The organism is Streptococcus infantis, from assembly GCF_015546995.1.
Taxonomy (GTDB): Bacteria; Bacillota; Bacilli; order Lactobacillales; family Streptococcaceae; genus Streptococcus; species Streptococcus infantis_J.
Window position 1 is genome coordinate 13,007 of the sequence record NZ_JADMUH010000011.1, and the last position, 16,583, is coordinate 29,589.

The following is a 16,583-nucleotide window of genomic DNA, read 5'->3' on the forward strand; positions in this document are numbered from 1 at the left end:
AACACTTTTTGATCAATAAGAAAACTAGAAAAGCCTACTCCATAAGACTTTGCTGAAGTCTAAAAAACACTACTAGAGAAACTCTAGTAGTGTTGATTGATTCAAATCTATCTTAGTAAACTGTCTTTTCAGTTTCTACGTCAAAGAAGTGAGCTTTGTTCAAGTCAAATCCAAGTTCAACTGTAGCACCAGCTTGCAAGTAGTCACGTGCGTCAACCTTAGCAACGAATTCATCTTTACCAACTTGGCAGTATAGGTGAGATTCTGAACCAAGCAATTCTGATACAGAGATAGTTGCTTTCACAACTGATTCTGGGAATGTTTCAAGGAAAGCAGGTTCTGCGTTCACGTCTTCTGGACGGATACCGAAGATCAATTCTTTACCTTCGTAACCTTTATCGCGAAGAACTTTCAAAGCACCTTCTGGGACTTTCAAGTTAAAGGCGTCACCAACGATGTGGTCACCGATCAATTTTACGTTGATGAAGTTCATAGCTGGGCTTCCGATGAATCCTGCTACGAATTTGTTAACTGGGTTTTTGTAAACTTCTTGAGGAGTACCGATTTGTTCAACACGTCCGATAGTACCAGTACCAGCAGGGTTTTTAGTAGCTGACATGATAACGATACGGTCTGCAAGTGTCATCGCTTCTGTTTGGTCGTGAGTTACGTAGATAGTTGTAGCTCCGATACGACGGTGGATTTTAGCGATTTCAGCACGCATAGATACACGAAGTTTTGCATCCAAGTTTGACAAAGGTTCGTCCATCAAGAATACCTTAGCATCACGGACGATCGCACGACCCATGGCAACACGTTGACGTTGACCACCTGAAAGGTCAGCTGGTTTACGATCCAAGAATTCTTTCAATCCAAGAATTTCTGCTGCTTCTTGTACACGTTTGTCGATGTCTTCTTTGCTGTATTTACGCAATTTCAAACCGAAAGCCATGTTATCGTATACAGTCATGTGTGGGTAAAGAGCGTAGTTTTGGAATACCATGGCGATGTCACGGTCTTTTGGAGCTACGTCATTGACAACAACGCCATCGATAGATGCAGTACCTTCTGTGATGTCTTCAAGACCTGCAATCATACGGAGAGTAGTTGATTTACCACATCCTGAAGGTCCTACGAAAACGATAAATTCTTTGTCTTTGATGTCCAAGTTGAAGTCTTCAACTGAATAGTGCTCGCTGTTTGGATATTTTTTGTAAATGTTTTTAAGATTTAATTCTACCATTTCGGTGAACTCCTTTAATTTTTGATAGTTTTATTATAGATGAAAACGTTTTACATTTCTATGGCAAGGTGACCAAAAAAATAAAAAAGTTCTGTGCAACTTGCACAAAACTTTAAATAATATCTGGTAATATCAATTGATAGCACAAGGTCAAATCTGTCAATTCTTTCAACTGAAGCCCTGTCAACTCTTCCCATTTATCAATCTTGTATTGGAGAGAATTGCGGTGTAGATAGAGCTGTTGTGCTGTTTTAGTTAGGACTGCACTATTTTCCCATAAGGAGAGAATGATTTCCTGAATTTGATCCTGATCCAAAATCATCTGGTGTAGATAATCTTTTATCAAACCAAGATCCACCATTTTTTCACCCATACTCCAAAGGTAGAGCTGAGAAAACGTATGGAATCCTTGGTGTCCTTGTCGCCACCAATTTTTGAACAAGTCACGTTCTGCTTTGATGAGATCTGTCAAACTCTGATTTCCTGTTTGCGACCAGACCTGACCAAGCATGATGGATAAGCGAACCCCAAAGTCATACTCTACTGCTTCCAAGGTATCTGTTAAGATAGACCGAACAGAAGTGTATTTGTCCTGTTGGAGAACAAATAGGTAATCCTGAGCTCCCACCTGAAGCACTGTCTCGCAATTAGGAAAGAGAGTTCTCATCATATCTAGCCAAGAAGTTAGGTTTTCCTGTTGGTAATAAGAAAGGTGACAATAGACAACTTGTAGCTTTTTAAAACTTTGCGGTGCTTGTCCCTTGCCCTCAATCAAATAACTATACCAAGGATTTAAAGAAATGGTTTGTTCCTGCTGGGTTAAGAGAGCTACCAACTGTTTCTCACGTTCACTTAGTCCAACTTCCTCCAGTAAAATCCACTGTTGCGAGGAAACTGGTAGCGTAAGAAAACCTTCCTTATCAATTGGCTGGTCTACGATTTGAGCTTGTGGAAACCAATCTAGTAATTCTTTTGCAATCATTCCTAGCCCTCCACTTTTTGGATACACCAAGAAATCAAGGTTTCTAGGCGCTCCACATTTTCAGTCATATGAAGATAACCCATGACCGCTTCAAAACCTGTAGACATACGGTAGGTCACTACATCTGCGTTCTTTGCCTTGGTATGACTATTGGTATTGCGACCCCGTTTATAGATTTCTTCTTCCTTTTCCGTCAGGACTTCTTCTTCTAACATAAGGGAAATCAAGCGTGCCTGAGCCTTGGCCGACACATACTTGGTTGCCTCTTGGTGGAGTTTATTGGGCTTGGTCATGCCTTTTAGGATGAGGTGACGTCGAATATACATAGAATACACCGCATCTCCTTCAAAGGCTAGCGCAATCCCGTTAATGAGATTGACATCAATCACGTGTCCACCTCACTCCATCCTTGGTATCCAGTAGCTTAATCCCTTGTGCAGCCAGTTGGTCACGGATTTGGTCAGCTGTTGCAAAGTCTTTATTGGCACGCGCTTCTTGGCGTTTTTGAATCAAAGCTTCGATCTCTTCATCCAAAACTTCCTCGACAAAGACAATACCAAAGACCTCTAACATAGCCGTAAGAGCTTCCTTAACCGCTGCATCATAGTTGCCTGAGTTGATCCACTTGGCCATTTCAAAGACGACTGTGATACCATTTGCTGTATTGAAATCCTCATCCATTGCAGCTACGAACTTATCTTTAAAAGCTTGCAATTCCTCTGCATCTACAGTTCCAGTAAATGGTTGCTCATAAGTGTTCTTCAGATACTTGAGATTGGTCTCGGCATCACGCACAGCCTTTTCCGTAAAGTTGATAGGTTTGCGGTAATGCTGAGTCGCAAAGAAGAAACGAAGCACTTGGCCATCAATGGTCTTGAGGGCATCATGCACGGTGATGAAATTCCCCAATGACTTGGACATCTTGACATTGTCGATATTGACAAAGCCATTGTGCATCCAGTAGTTAGCAAAGGTCTTACCTGTTTTGGCTTCTGACTGGGCAATTTCGTTGGTGTGGTGTGGAAACTCAAGGTCAGCTCCACCACCGTGAATATCAATAGTATCACCCAAAATCTCCGTTGACATAACCGAACACTCGATATGCCAGCCTGGGCGACCAGGACCCCAAGGGCTATCCCAAGAAATCTCTCCTGGTTTTGCAGATTTCCAAAGGGCAAAGTCCACAGGATTTTCCTTACGAGCCGTTTCTTCATCGGTACGACCTGAAGCACCTAGCTCCAAATCTTCCAAGGTTTTATTAGCCAATTTAGCATAGTTGTGGGATTTTTCCACACGGAAATAGACATCCCCTTGACTCTCATAGGCATAGCCTTTTTCAATCAAGTCAGAGACAAAGCGGATGATATCCGCCATAAACTCCACTACACGCGGATGACGAGTCGCAGGCTTAACACCAAGAGCCGTCACGTCTTCACGGAAGGCAGCGATGTACTTATCCGCGACTTCTTGAGGTGTGATACCTTCTTCCTTAGCACGGTTGATAATCTTGTCATCCACATCCGTAAAGTTGGAAATGTAGGCTACTTCGTAGCCACGATACTCAAAATAGCGACGAATGGTATCGAAGGCTACTGTCGAACGGGCATTCCCTACGTGAATGTAGTTGTATACAGTCGGCCCACAGACATACATCTTAACCTTGCCGTCCTCGATTGGGACAAAATCTCGCAAATCACGAGACATGGTGTCATAGATTTTAATCACTCACTTACTCCTTTCTGTGTCTTGTTTATCGTAAAGAGTTGTTTCAATCCAACTCTCTAGCAATTACTAATGCTATCTCAAAGAAAGTCATAGCATCTGCTTTTCTTTCTTCGTATCTTGCATCCCACTCATGATTATGATGGTCAACATAATCAGCTGTATAAAAAAATTGATAAACTTTTGCTTGTCGAAATTGTGCCCAAGCCATGATTGCTGAGGCTTCCATATCTACAACAGTCGCACCTGCTGCTAGTCTACGTTTGACCTTATCAGCTGTTTCACGATAGAAAGCATCTGTGGTCCAAGCCTTTGTTCGAATGTGCTCAATATCAGATTTGTTTAAAGCTTCTTCTATGGTTAAGAGTAGAGTTTCATCATAAGCTATTTCATCACTTGCAGGAGCGTAATGGTAACTTGTACCTTCATCACGTAGAGCTGAACTTGGTAGGATAATCTTATCTGCCTGAATAGACTTATCTAGAACTCCGCAAGAACCCAAAACAATAAAGTTCTTAAATCCTCTTGCTTTGAGTTCTTCTAAGAGTCCAACAACCATCGGGGCTCCAATCGTAGCTATAGCAACTGCTACCTTACTCCCATCTTTTTCATAGATATACCATGGAAATCTACCATTTAGATTGGTTAGATAGCCACCTTCGTAAACATCTTCAAACTGCTTTACTCGTTCAACGATTTCTCCATTAAAAGATAAAATAATCGTATCACAGATTTCTCCACCACTAAGGAGGCTTCGATCAGTTGGCTCGATAACAGCAGGTACATTTTCAAATTCTTCTAATAGCATTTATTACTCTTTCGCATTCAGATAAACCACCTGGGTCTGTTTAACAAAGCCAATCTTTTCATACAAACGTTTGGCACCTACATTGCTATCTTCCACGGCAATCTGAAACTCCTTGTCATTTTGCTCAATCAGTTTGTTGACGAGGGATTTTGCTAAGTAGCTTCCATAGCCTTTTCCACGTTCAGGTTCCGATATTGCTAAACCGTAGAAGTAATTCGTATCGCTTGATAAATCAACCGTGCAAGTTCCAATAACCTGATCGTCTTTTAATAAAATATATAAGCGACTTTCTGGATCTTTCAGAGCTTCAGCGACATATCTATCCACAACTTCTCTAGATTCATGTTCCTCTGAAAATGCCTGAAATTTTAACTGACTAATTTGATCCTGATAGGAACGATCTGCTAACAAAACGTCCAGATTGGAAACAGTTGCTAACGGATAAGGTCTTCTATCCTTACCTAACCAGGTCTCTGTCTCTTCATCCTCGACCAGTCCCCAGTTGTTGACAAAATCAGGATGGCGCTCTAGAAAAACACGCTCTGTCTGAAAAGTCACAGACTCAATTGGATAAGATGCCGTTTCTTTCTCAAAACTTCTATACAAAGCCCGCGCAATTCCTTGACGACGATGATTAGGGTGGACCAGGATCGCTACTTCCACATCTTGGTCATCTGCATAGACGGTTAATAGGCCAACAAGTTCACCTTTTTCATAATAAAGGAAAAAGGCGGGCATATCGGGGTTAAAATTGAGCATATTAGAAAGATAAGGATCACGGTAAGTTCCATCATAGGCTTGGCAACAGTTAATTAGTTTTTTCGCTTCAGATAGCTCCTCTTGGCTTAACTTGTTTCTTGCTTGAATCATATAGGTATCCTCTATAAACCAGACGACCTGTGACTGGCATCTCTAGCCTGCTCGAGTTTATTGACGTAATATTCCCGTTTTTCTTCGACTTCGTGAATGGTTGGTTCATCCTTTTGCCCATGCACTCGGACAATCTTGGCTGGAATTCCGACAACCGTCACGTCACTTGGTACGTCTGCCACGACAACTGCTGCAGCACCGACCTTGGCATTTTCACCAATCTCTACAGGTCCGATGACTTGGGCATGAGCAGAAATGAGCGCTCCTTTACGAACAGTCGGATGGCGTTTGCCACTATCCTTACCTGTCCCACCAAGGGTTACCCCATGATAAAGGAGAACACCTTTTTCAACGATAGCTGTCTCCCCAATCACAAGTCCTGCTCCATGGTCAATAAAGACACCTGATTCTATTTGAGCTCCAGGGTGAATCTCAATCTGAGTCCAAAAACGCCAAAACTGGCTGTGCATACGAGCTAAAAGCTTAAAGCCATGTTTCCAGAGAAAATGAGAGAGACGGTGGGCAGCCAAGGCTTTCACACCAGGATAGGTCAAAAGAACCTCCAATGTGGTGCGAGCCGCTGGATCATTTTCTTTTACGATATCAATGGTTTCACGCCACCATCCCATACATTTCTCCCTTCTTATTCTGAGTCTTTTGGTGTTTCAGTAAATTCTTTATTTGGTTTGTGGTCCTTGTGATGGTGACGAGGACGATGACCTTTTTCCCCTTTTTCTTCTGAACGTTCAGGTTTTGGCGGACGTGGCAAGAGTGCCTTCATAGAAGCATCTACACGACCTTTTTCATCGATCTTAATAACCTTCACATCTACAAAATCACCAATTTGAACTAAATCTTCTACATTATTGGTACGTGTCCAAGCCATTTCAGAGATGTGTACGAGGGCATCTGTCTTGTCAAAGAGGTTGACAAAGGCACCGAATTTCTCGATACGCACAACTTTGGCATGGTAAACTTCGTCCACTTTTGCTTCACGAACCAAACCAGCAATGATTTCTTTAGCACGGTTGATGGCATCTTGGTCGCTAGAGTAGATAGATACGTTACCTTCTTCGTCGATATCAATCTTAACGCCTGTTTCAGCAATGATCTTATCGATTGTTTCTCCACCCTTACCGATAACAATCTTGATCTTGTCCACATCAATCTTAATAGTATCAATTTTCGGTGCAGTTGGAGCCAATTCTGGACGAACTTCTGGAATCGTTGCTTCAATCACATCAAGGATTTCAAAACGAGCTTTCTTGGCTTGAGCCAAAGCTTCTGTCAAGATTTCTGCAGTAATTCCTTGGATTTTGATATCCATTTGAAGGGCTGTAATCCCGTCACGAGTTCCTGCAACCTTGAAGTCCATGTCTCCAAAGTGGTCTTCCAAACCTTGGATATCTGTCAAAACTGTGTAGTTATTACCATCTGAGATAAGACCCATTGCAATACCAGCTACTGGCGCCTTGATTGGCACACCACCAGCCATAAGGGCAAGAGTTCCCGCACAGATAGAGGCTTGAGATGAAGAACCGTTTGATTCCAAGACTTCTGCTACCAGACGAATCGCATATGGGAATTCTTCCAAGCTTGGCAATACTTGAGCAAGAGCACGCTCCCCAAGAGCACCGTGACCAATTTCACGACGACCAGGTGCACCGTAACGTCCAGTTTCCCCTACAGAGTATTGTGGGAAGTTATAGTGGTGCATAAAGCGTTTCTTGTACTCTGGATCCAAACCATCGATGATTTGCGTTTCACCCATTGGCGCCAAAGTCAAGATAGAAAGAGCTTGCGTTTGTCCACGAGTAAAGAGACCTGAACCGTGCACACGGGGAACGAAGTCAACAACCGCATCCAAAGGACGGATTTCATCGACCTTACGACCGTCAGGACGTACCTTGTCTTCTGTGATCAAACGGCGCACTTCTGCGTGTTCCATTTGTTCCAAGATTTCAGCTACATCACGCATGATACGGTCAAATTCTTCATGGTCTGCATATTTTTCTTCGTAAACTGCTGTGACTTGGTCTTTCACTGCTTGAGTTGCAGCTTCACGAGCCAATTTTTCTTCTACTTGGACCGCTTTTTGAAGGTCGCTGTTGTAGGCTGCGATGATTTCAGCTTGCAAGTCAGTATCTACATGAAGCAATTCTACTTCTGCTTTTTCCTTACCGACTGCCGCAACGATTTCTTCTTGGAAGGCAATCAATTCTTTAACGGCTTCATGTCCTTTAAGAAGAGCTTCCAACATGATTTCTTCTGACAATTCTTTGGCACCAGACTCTACCATGTTGATGGCGTACTTCGTACCTGCTACTGTCAATTCAAGAAGCGATTGCTCTGCTTGTTCTTGAGTCGGGTTGATGATGATTTCCCCATCAATATAACCTACTTGTACTCCAGCGATTGGGCCATCAAATGGGATATCTGAGATAGACAAGGCCAATGATGAACCAAACATAGCTGCCATTGGTGCAGATGCATTTTCATCGTAAGAAAGAACTGTATTGATGACTTGCACTTCATTACGGAAACCTTCCGCAAACATTGGACGGATTGGACGGTCAATCAAACGCGCTGTCAAAGTCGCATCTGTTGAAGGACGTCCTTCACGTTTCATAAAGCCACCAGGAAATTTCCCAGCCGCATACATTTTTTCCTCGTAGTTGACTTGAAGCGGGAAGAAATCCCCAGTTGCCATCTTCTTAGACATAACGGCAGCCGTCAAGACAGTTGACTCACCGTAACGTACCACAACAGAGCCATTTGCTTGCTTAGCAACCTGACCAGTCTCTACGATCAACTCACGACCCGCAAAAGTCGTTTGAAACACATGTTTTGTCATTTTAATCCCCTTTGGATTGTTAATATTATACGCCTTGCCTACAAAAATCAGGATACAAAGGGCGTTAAGAATCCCGTATGAAAATAGGAGATTGACGCAGTGTGCGATGCACATCAGGAAATCTATCTTTTTCACTAGGGATTTAGCCCGTGTTCAACTCCGAAAATACTTTAGGTCTGATTCTTTACCTTACATCTCTTTGATATAAGATTAAGACTGCTTAAACATCGTTTATACCCTCATCTTTGTATCAAGTACGTACAGAGTCTATTTTATCATATTTTTCTTAAAAAGTACGGTCTTTTCTATAAAAAAGGAACCATTCTGCTATGAAAAGAAGAATGGTTTGCTTTTGATTATTTTAAGGTTGATGATTGAACAAGGCATGGGTAGCTTGGTGGATGTACTGAGCAGTGTCTGCGTTGTTCATGGTGTAGAGATGCACGCCTGCTACGTCTTGCGTTACCAAGTCCACGATTTGGTCTACGGCATAGGCAAGTCCTGCTGCTCTGAGTGACTCAGGGTCATTCTCATACTTGTCCAAGATAGCCTTAAATTTACGTGGGAGATGGATATTCTCACAAGTCTTCAAGAGACGAAGCGCTTGGTTACGGTTAAGGATTGGCATAATCCCTGCATGAATGGGAACATCAATTCCAGCCAAGGTACACTTATCTTGGAAATCGTAGAAACGCTCATTGTCAAAGAATAGCTGAGTGACAAGGCTTGAGCAGCCTGCATCCACTTTTTTCTTAAGATTTTGGATATCTGAGATTTGGTTTGGCGAATCCGGGTGCCCTTCTGGGTAACAAGCTCCAACAATATCAAAGTGTGGTGCCTGTTCAGTGATAAACTCAATCAAGTCTGTTGCGTAACGGAAATCCTTCTGCGGCTCAACACCTGGAATGATATCCCCACGCAAAGCCAAGATTTTCTGAACACCAACTTTATCCAAATCCGCAATGGTCTCAGCCACCTTATCCTTAGTCAAATAGATAGCTGGCAAGTGAGCAATGGTTGGAATCTCCAAGTCATTTTGGATATAGTCTGCCAAACGAACCGTCGTCTCTTTGATATTAAATTTATTATTACTAGCAGTCACACTGATGAAGTGTGGCGCCAAGCCCTGCATGTCTTTCAGGGCTGCGATAATTTTGTCATTGCCTACTTCTGGGTTTGGAGGGAAAACTTCAAATGAGAGGGACGGTGTTTGACGTGACATATGTATGAACCTTTTCTAGTTGATTTCTTACTGATCAACCGTGTAGGGAGAATTGTCTTTTCTTACAATTTCTCACGCGCAGCTTTCGCAGCGTCTACAAGGCGGATCAAGCTTTCTTTCGTTTCTGGGATACCACGTGTTTTCAAACCACAGTCAGGGTTGATCCATACTTTCTTGCTTGGTACTTTAGCAAGGATGGCTTCGATGGTGTGGTCGATTTCGCCTTCGTTAGGCACACGAGGAGAGTGGATATCGTAAACTCCAGGGCCCACTTCTGTCTGGAAGTTTTGAGCTTTGAGTTCGTCCAAGATTTCAAGATTTGAACGGCTAGCTTCAAATGAGATAACGTCCGCATCCATGTTGTCGATAGCTGGGATGATATCTGTAAATTCTGAGTAACACATGTGAGTGTGGATTTGTGTATCTGGTGCTACTGTTGAGTGTACCAAGCGGAAGGCTGGAATAGCCCAGTCAAGGTAGTCTTCGTACCAGTCGCTACGACGGAGTGGCAATTTCTCACGAAGAGCAGCCTCGTCGATTTGGATGATTTTAACACCTGCAGCTTCAAGGTCAAGAACTTCATCCTTGATTGCAAGAGCGATTTGAAGAGTAGAATCCTTAATAGAGATGTCTTCACGTGGGAATGACCAGTTAAGGATGGTAACAGGTCCAGTCAACATACCTTTAACAGGTTTGTCAGTACGGCTTTGTGCGTAGCTAGACCATTTCACAGTGATTGGGTTGAGACGAGTTACATCACCCCAGATGATTGGTGGTTTAACCCCACGCATACCGTATGATTGTACCCAACCGTTCTTAGAGAAGAGGTATCCTGACAAGTTTTGACCGAAGTACTCAACCATGTCATTACGCTCGAATTCACCGTGCACAAGCACGTCAAATCCAACTTCTTCTTGCCATTTGATCCATTCGTCGATTGTCTCAGCAAGGAAGGCATCGTATTCTTCTTGTGACAATTCACCCTTACGGAAGGCCAAACGTTTGGCACGAACTTCCTTAGTTTGAGGGAATGAACCGATTGTTGTTGTTGGAAGAGCTGGAAGTTTGAAAGCTTCTTCTTGGATTGCTTCACGTTCTGCAAAAGCTGGCAAACGAGTGTAGTCTGCGTCAGTCAATCCAGCGATACGTGCACGAAGTTCAGCATTTTCACCAACACGTTCAGTTGCAAAGAGTTCTTTGTTTGCTGCAAGAGCTTCTGCACCTTGACCGTTGCGGATAGCATCCAAGTCACGGATCTCATCCAATTTTTCTACTGCAAATGCAAAGTGGTTCAAGATAGCTGGTTCAAAGTCTTCGTTAGCTGTTGTAAATGGGACATGAAGAAGTGAGCATGAGCTAGTCAAAACGATGTTTTCAGCTGGGATTTGCTCAAGAATAGCCAAGCTCTTTTCGTAGTTGTTACGCCAGATGTTCTTACCATTGACAATACCTGCATAAAGAGTCTTGTCAGCTGGGAAGCCACCTTTAACGAGTTCAAGAGTTTTCTTACCTTCAACGAAGTCAAGACCGATCGCATCTACTGGCAATTTCACAAGGTCAGCGTAAACGTCACGAACATCACCGAAGTATGTTTGAAGCAAGACTTCAAGACCTTTTTTGTCAGCCAAAAGCTTGTTGTAGATGTTCAAGAAGAGTGCTTTTTCTTCTTCTGTCAAGTCTTTGACAAGAGCAGCTTCATCGAGTTGAATACGAGTTGCACCAAGTTCAGCCAATTTCGCAAAAACATCTTGGTAAGCAGCCACTAAGCTATCTACGAAATCTTCTGCTTTTACGCCTTCTTCAAAGTCTGACAATTGAAGGAAAGTGAATGGACCTACAAGGACAGGACGAGTGTTAAGACCAAGTTCTTTTGCTTCTTGGAACTCATCGAAAATCTTGTGGCCAGCCAATTTTACTTTAGTGTCTTTTTCAAATTTAGGAACGATGTAGTGGTAGTTAGTGTTGAACCATTTCTTCATCGGAAGGGCACGAACATCCCCTTTTTCTCCTTGGTAACCACGTCCCAAAGCAAAGTAACGTTCAAGATCAGACAATTCCAAGTTTTGAACAGATGCAGGAACTACGTTGAAAAGGAAAGCAGCGTCTAGGAAGTTGTCATAGTGAGAAAAGTCATTTGATGGGATTTCAGTGATGCCTTTTTCTTTGACGATGTTCCAGTGTTTTGCACGCAATTCTTTAGCCGCAGCCAAGAGTTCTTCTTCTGAGATTTCTTTTCTAAAGTATTTTTCAGTTGTAAATTTTAATTCGCGGAATTCACCCAAACGAGGGAAACCGATAATTGTAGTTGACATGTTTTGTCCTCCAAAAATTGTTGTTGAAACTATCTTAACAGAAAAGAAACTGTCTGTATAATTGTAAAAAATTAGGCTTTGATATAGTTTGAAACTATATCGTTATTTGAAGTACAAAAAAGGATTTGGAGAAGATTCTCCAAATCCTTTGGTAGACAATGGTTAACAGTATTTCAAGATAGTCCTGTTCATAGTCAAACTTGAGTAAACAGACAGTTGACTATGGCTTGCTATTAGAAAAGACTATAGGTTGATTTTTATTTTGTAATTCTGATATTTCCCTTAGAAAGTGCGGACGGGAGCAAATTACTTCGTAATTTCATCCCTAATTTTTGAGCCAGAGTGTCTCAAAAATCCCGTTCTAGCTAATAATAAATTATTATCTAGAATACCACTATAGCGGGAAATATCTTCTAAAAGCTCACTTCGTTCGCCCTTGTCCTTTAAATAGAATACACAACTTATTAAAAGTAAATCGTAACACTTATAAAAAGAAGACCTTAGAATCATTCTAAAGGTCTCATTTTTATTATTCGAAAAGATTACGAAAAGAGTTATAAAGTGGAACTAATCCATATTCTTACTCCAGCTCTATCCCCTTCTCTCGGAGATTAGCCAGACACTCCTCGTAGTAGGCTGTGTCATGCTCGCTATAGATAGGACTATTCAGCTTTTCCTCAGCTAAGTCTTGATAAGGAGGGCAAGTCTTGCCTCGGTAGTTCTTGTCTAGCCACTCTGGACTGACATTGTAGCCACGGCTAGCCATCTCCTCCATGATCAAGCGATGATAGGCATAGAGACGATAGGGCGAGTGGGTAAAGATATAGTCAACCGTCGCATGCTTTCTGCCCCAGCCATTACCACGAAGGGCGCAGCACTCTCGATGTTGCCCCAAGAGCTGCGGACGGGGAAGCTGTGGGATCAAAGCCTCATGCCAAAGTCTCATGGGAGTCTCCTTTCAACAAGGTAGAATGTTGCAGATAAGCATTTGGGTAGCGTTCAAGCAAGTCTCGAGTCCTAGCAATCAAGTCTTCCTTAGAAGCTTGACCAAAACGATAGCGATCCAGCAAGAGCATATAGTCTTTACGCTCATCAAGGCTAGCTTGCTTTTTAAAATAGCCCCAAATATGCTGAAAGGCATTGCAAACCTGACCCCTGTGTTCTGGAATCTGGCAGGCACGGTCAATCATCTCTTGAACCTGACTGACCTCCACCACTTCTTGCTTGAGATACTGGCGAATGTCCTTGTAAATATTGCTGGAATGACTCAAAACAAGGTATTTGTTTTCTGCCCAGAGTTGTTGGCACTGGGCACGTTGGTTGTTGTTTTCCATATTTCTCCTAACTTTCTACTAGTTCCCAGGAAATACGGAAACAAAGTTATATCTATAAAATGAGTGAATAAAGAAGTTCTTAGTACTAGCCGTAAGAAGCTTTTTTCATCTTTAAAAACTTCCTACGACTCATGAAACAAAGTAATAATTTTCTTTTAGTTCTCGGAAACGGTCAAAGCTGAGAATGCCGTCATTTTGCAATCTGCCTAAAACGACACTAGGATGAATATCAATTTCCTCAGCAAAGCGTAGAATATCCGACTTATCAAAATTTCCTTTTTCAACAAAAGCCTGATAATCTTCGGGTCTAATCAAGAAATCTTTTGCAAACTGATCTGCTCGTTCCTCAGAACGTCGGTATAATTCACCATTTCCATCATCAGATGAAAAATCGTTCTCCAGAATATGTCCAATCTCATGGAAAAGTGAGAACCAGAAAATATCAGACACTTTGTTTCTATCCGTAAGTAAAAGCAAGGCACTGCCATCTCCAAATTTTTTCGTAGCACCATTTAGATTGGCATTTGGCAAAGCAGGTAGACCGACTAGGACAACACCACAATCTAGCAAGATATCATATAAGCGTTGAGGAAAGGCTTCTGGGGCCTGTCTGGTCAACTCTCTTAAGGCAGGCAAGCTTTTCTCTAACTTTTTGCGATTGAGCTTGGTAGTTGTTACATCACGCGCTTTTTTAGATGCCAACTCCAACATGATATTGGAGTTCACTATACTTTTAGTCGTGAATTCACGCGTATTCCGATAGCTGACTAGATGATTAAAATATGTAAGGTTTTCTAAACTTGCCACACCTAGAATCTTGCGAAGTTCTATAATCTTTTCCTTCAAGCTATAGCGTTTGTCTGGCACGTAGCCTCTTTCTTTAAAATACTTGAAATCAATCATCTCACAGGTTTCTTTCTCGCCACCTTCTTCTAGCTCTTTTTGTTCTACAATCTCTGCAACTTTTACATCATAAGCATTCTGAAGATTGAGCCAAGTTTGCATGGAAACTCCGCTTAACTTGGCCAACTTATGAGCCGTCTCTTTACTAATAGACTCCTCCGCATTGACCAGCTTGCTGACAGTCTTTGCTGAAACTCCTAAGCGCTCCGCAAACTCTTTCTGCGTTACGTTATAATCTTCAATTAATTCTTCAACATACTGACCTGGATGAAAAGCAATCAGGTCTTTGTATTCAACAATTTTATTACTCATAGTGATTGCTGACCTCCTCTATTTTTAGGATTTCGATTTTAACAGGATTTGGAAACACCTTTTCTAAATCCTCTTCAAGAAAACCGACAATCAACCGATAGGAACTTTTCCGACCATCTATATCCAAAGCAAACTGACCTTGTCTCTTTCCCTTGAGTTGGTGAAAGTGATATTTAGGAAAAGCTGTCACACTAGCCAAAGAATCTGCCGCTTCCAAAAAGTTGATCAAGAGATGCAACTTTACCGCAATCTTATCCGAAAAATCCTTTTTCGCCTGTCTCAGCTCTGTGCACTGCTTTTTAACAGTTTTGTTTGTATAGATAAGCTTCATAAGTTCCTTTCTGTTATAATTAAATTACCTTTTAGGTAATTTAATTATAACATGAATAAAAAATAAAAGCCAGCAAAAGCTTGACTTGGCTGGGATTATAGTTATTAATTTAGAATAAGAAATGTTACTTATTTTCTTTTTAAAATGTAAATTCCATCACCTAATCTATAACTAGTTAATTCTACATCTGTTGATCTCGCTGTTTCTATATCATCAAACGAGAGATTTGTTATGATATGATGAGCGTGAGGAAAACCTGTAACTCCAAATATCTTAAACCCAAAAACTCCTAGAACAGGGTTTAGATAACTTGCATTACTACCAACATACATTAATCCAATCAAAAGAAATAACAATGAATTCATGAAAATACTAGTTGTATTATTCATATCAAAAGACAGTAACGGAGTAAAATACGTAACAATGTAGTTCATCAATGAGTCACTTTCCGGTGATATTTCCATTTCCCTCGGTATTTTGAGATTTTCCTTACCGTCAAACTTAAATAATTTCCATAATTTAATAATTGAAATAAAAATTAGAACAACAAAAACTATACGAATCAATTTATGGTCAAAATCAAAAGCTATTAATCTCTCAAATGAGAATTTGGAATAATTAATATTACTAAAAAGAAGCCATAAATATAGTGGTAGATACGAGGTGATAAACAATGTCCACTTAGAAAAAAGATCTCGCTGCATTACATACGTCCTTCTTCAACCGTTTCAACTTCGGAAATATAAGCTGTTACAAGAGCATCTGATATAGCATTAATCAATTGTACACAATTTTTCTCATCAGTAATACTTAGCTTTCTATTACTGAACGTAACCCCTTCAATTTCTTTATAAAATTTATGATTAGGATCATCTTTTATAGTTTGTATTTTGTCAATATGTTTAACTGTTTCTGTAAAACGATTCGTATCAGAAACAATTTTAATTAACCTCGTAGCAAGTCTTTTACCATTGATCACTTTTGTTTTCAAAAAATTAATTGAAGCTTGTTCAAATATAGTTTTTATATTTGCATCAGTATTTAGAATTTCTGTTGCTTGCTCAGCAAATTTTTTATTCATACCAAATATAGAATCAAATTTTGATTCTGCTTGATTGATTAAAATTTTTTCATCATTTACAATCATTAAATCAATCTTTTTATTTAAACCAAATAGATTATTTCGTTCTCTTAATTTAATTTTACTATCCGTAAAATTACCAAATAACATCTTTTTTTTCAATTGAAATGCATTCACAAAAGAACCGATAAATTTTAGATTAATAACACCACTCTTCTTTATTTCAATCAAATAGTTATGCAAATCTTTTTCCGTCTCACAACTTGTACTCAGTAGATGTTGTTGTTCATCATTAAATTGTGAAATTACAGATTGAACATTCTCATATTCTGAAACCTCTACTTGCTCATGTACATTCTTATATGTTATGACTGGATCATATGGTTTTATTTCTCGATTACTAAAAGTAGATTTATTCATACTTTCAATAATTGCTTTAAGTATATTTTCTTTAGTTTTCTTATCAGCATCTTGTTTATATAAAAAAATCTCATTTTTCTTAATTTTAATTAGAAAAATCTTAACATATTCATCAAAATCTGGTTGTTGACTAAAAGAAATCAACCGGTTTTTTTCGTCATTAATGTTTATTTGAATCAATTTATGCCT

At 40.5% G+C, this 16,583-nt stretch carries 16 protein-coding genes; all 16 read right to left on the minus strand.

Features of this window, described 5'->3' with window-relative positions:
* Window positions 1-112: 112 nt before the first annotated feature.
* Window positions 113-1,243, minus strand: a complete 1,131-nt coding sequence (locus I1J71_RS05235; RefSeq protein ID WP_004251267.1) for an ABC transporter ATP-binding protein — start codon at window positions 1,241-1,243, stop codon at window positions 113-115.
* Between the two features lie 112 nt (window positions 1,244-1,355).
* Window positions 1,356-2,225 carry a helix-turn-helix domain-containing protein gene (locus I1J71_RS05240; protein WP_195183976.1) on the minus strand — a complete coding sequence of 290 codons (870 nt, stop codon included), beginning with the start codon at window positions 2,223-2,225 and terminating at the stop codon, window positions 1,356-1,358.
* Between the two features lie 2 nt (window positions 2,226-2,227).
* Window positions 2,228-2,614, minus strand: coding sequence for a Mini-ribonuclease 3 (locus I1J71_RS05245; protein WP_004251273.1), 387 nt, complete (start codon window positions 2,612-2,614; stop codon window positions 2,228-2,230).
* Window positions 2,607-3,950 (minus strand): cysteine--tRNA ligase, encoded by a 1,344-nt coding sequence (cysS, locus tag I1J71_RS05250; protein ID WP_195183977.1) that lies wholly within the window; start codon window positions 3,948-3,950, stop codon window positions 2,607-2,609. Before cysS ends, I1J71_RS05245 begins: the two co-directional genes overlap by 8 nt.
* 43 nt (window positions 3,951-3,993) lie before the next feature.
* Window positions 3,994-4,755, minus strand: coding sequence for a nucleoside phosphorylase (locus I1J71_RS05255; protein WP_004251278.1), 762 nt, complete (start codon window positions 4,753-4,755; stop codon window positions 3,994-3,996).
* A 3-nt stretch (window positions 4,756-4,758) separates the two neighbouring features.
* Window positions 4,759-5,625 carry a GNAT family N-acetyltransferase gene (locus I1J71_RS05260; protein ID WP_195183978.1) on the minus strand — a complete coding sequence of 289 codons (867 nt, stop codon included), beginning with the start codon at window positions 5,623-5,625 and terminating at the stop codon, window positions 4,759-4,761.
* An 11-nt stretch (window positions 5,626-5,636) separates the two neighbouring features.
* Complete coding sequence (gene cysE / locus I1J71_RS05265) at window positions 5,637-6,254, minus strand: serine O-acetyltransferase (RefSeq protein WP_074324843.1); 618 nt, start codon at window positions 6,252-6,254, stop codon at window positions 5,637-5,639.
* A 14-nt stretch (window positions 6,255-6,268) separates the two neighbouring features.
* A complete protein-coding gene (gene pnp / locus I1J71_RS05270; RefSeq protein WP_195183979.1) occupies window positions 6,269-8,479 on the minus strand; it encodes a polyribonucleotide nucleotidyltransferase in 2,211 nt (736 codons plus the stop codon).
* Window positions 8,480-8,840: 361 nt separating this feature from the next.
* Entirely contained in the window at window positions 8,841-9,701 is an 861-nt protein-coding gene (gene metF, locus I1J71_RS05275) for a methylenetetrahydrofolate reductase [NAD(P)H] (protein WP_096408101.1), read from the minus strand.
* Window positions 9,702-9,763: 62 nt separating this feature from the next.
* Window positions 9,764-12,013 carry a 5-methyltetrahydropteroyltriglutamate--homocysteine S-methyltransferase gene (metE, locus tag I1J71_RS05280; RefSeq protein WP_195183980.1) on the minus strand — a complete coding sequence of 750 codons (2,250 nt, stop codon included), beginning with the start codon at window positions 12,011-12,013 and terminating at the stop codon, window positions 9,764-9,766.
* Between the two features lie 580 nt (window positions 12,014-12,593).
* Complete coding sequence (locus I1J71_RS05285) at window positions 12,594-12,959, minus strand: TIGR02328 family protein (protein WP_195183981.1); 366 nt, start codon at window positions 12,957-12,959, stop codon at window positions 12,594-12,596.
* Window positions 12,943-13,347, minus strand: coding sequence for a YbgA family protein (locus I1J71_RS05290; protein WP_195183982.1), 405 nt, complete (start codon window positions 13,345-13,347; stop codon window positions 12,943-12,945). The genes I1J71_RS05285 and I1J71_RS05290 overlap by 17 nt, the downstream gene beginning before the upstream one ends.
* Before the next feature lie 129 nt (window positions 13,348-13,476).
* The gene (locus I1J71_RS05295) at window positions 13,477-14,562 is read right to left on the minus strand and encodes a HigA family addiction module antitoxin (RefSeq protein WP_195183983.1); all 1,086 of its coding nucleotides are present in this window, start codon (window positions 14,560-14,562) and stop codon (window positions 13,477-13,479) included.
* On the minus strand, window positions 14,555-14,893 hold the full coding sequence (locus I1J71_RS05300; RefSeq protein WP_195183984.1) for a type II toxin-antitoxin system RelE/ParE family toxin: 339 nt from the start codon (window positions 14,891-14,893) through the stop codon (window positions 14,555-14,557). The genes I1J71_RS05295 and I1J71_RS05300 overlap by 8 nt, the downstream gene beginning before the upstream one ends.
* A 128-nt stretch (window positions 14,894-15,021) precedes the next feature.
* Window positions 15,022-15,597, minus strand: a complete 576-nt coding sequence (locus I1J71_RS05305; RefSeq protein ID WP_195183985.1) for a hypothetical protein — start codon at window positions 15,595-15,597, stop codon at window positions 15,022-15,024.
* Window positions 15,597-16,574, minus strand: coding sequence for a hypothetical protein (locus I1J71_RS05310; protein ID WP_195183986.1), 978 nt, complete (start codon window positions 16,572-16,574; stop codon window positions 15,597-15,599). Before I1J71_RS05310 ends, I1J71_RS05305 begins: the two co-directional genes overlap by 1 nt.
* Window positions 16,575-16,583: the final 9 nt, after the last annotated feature.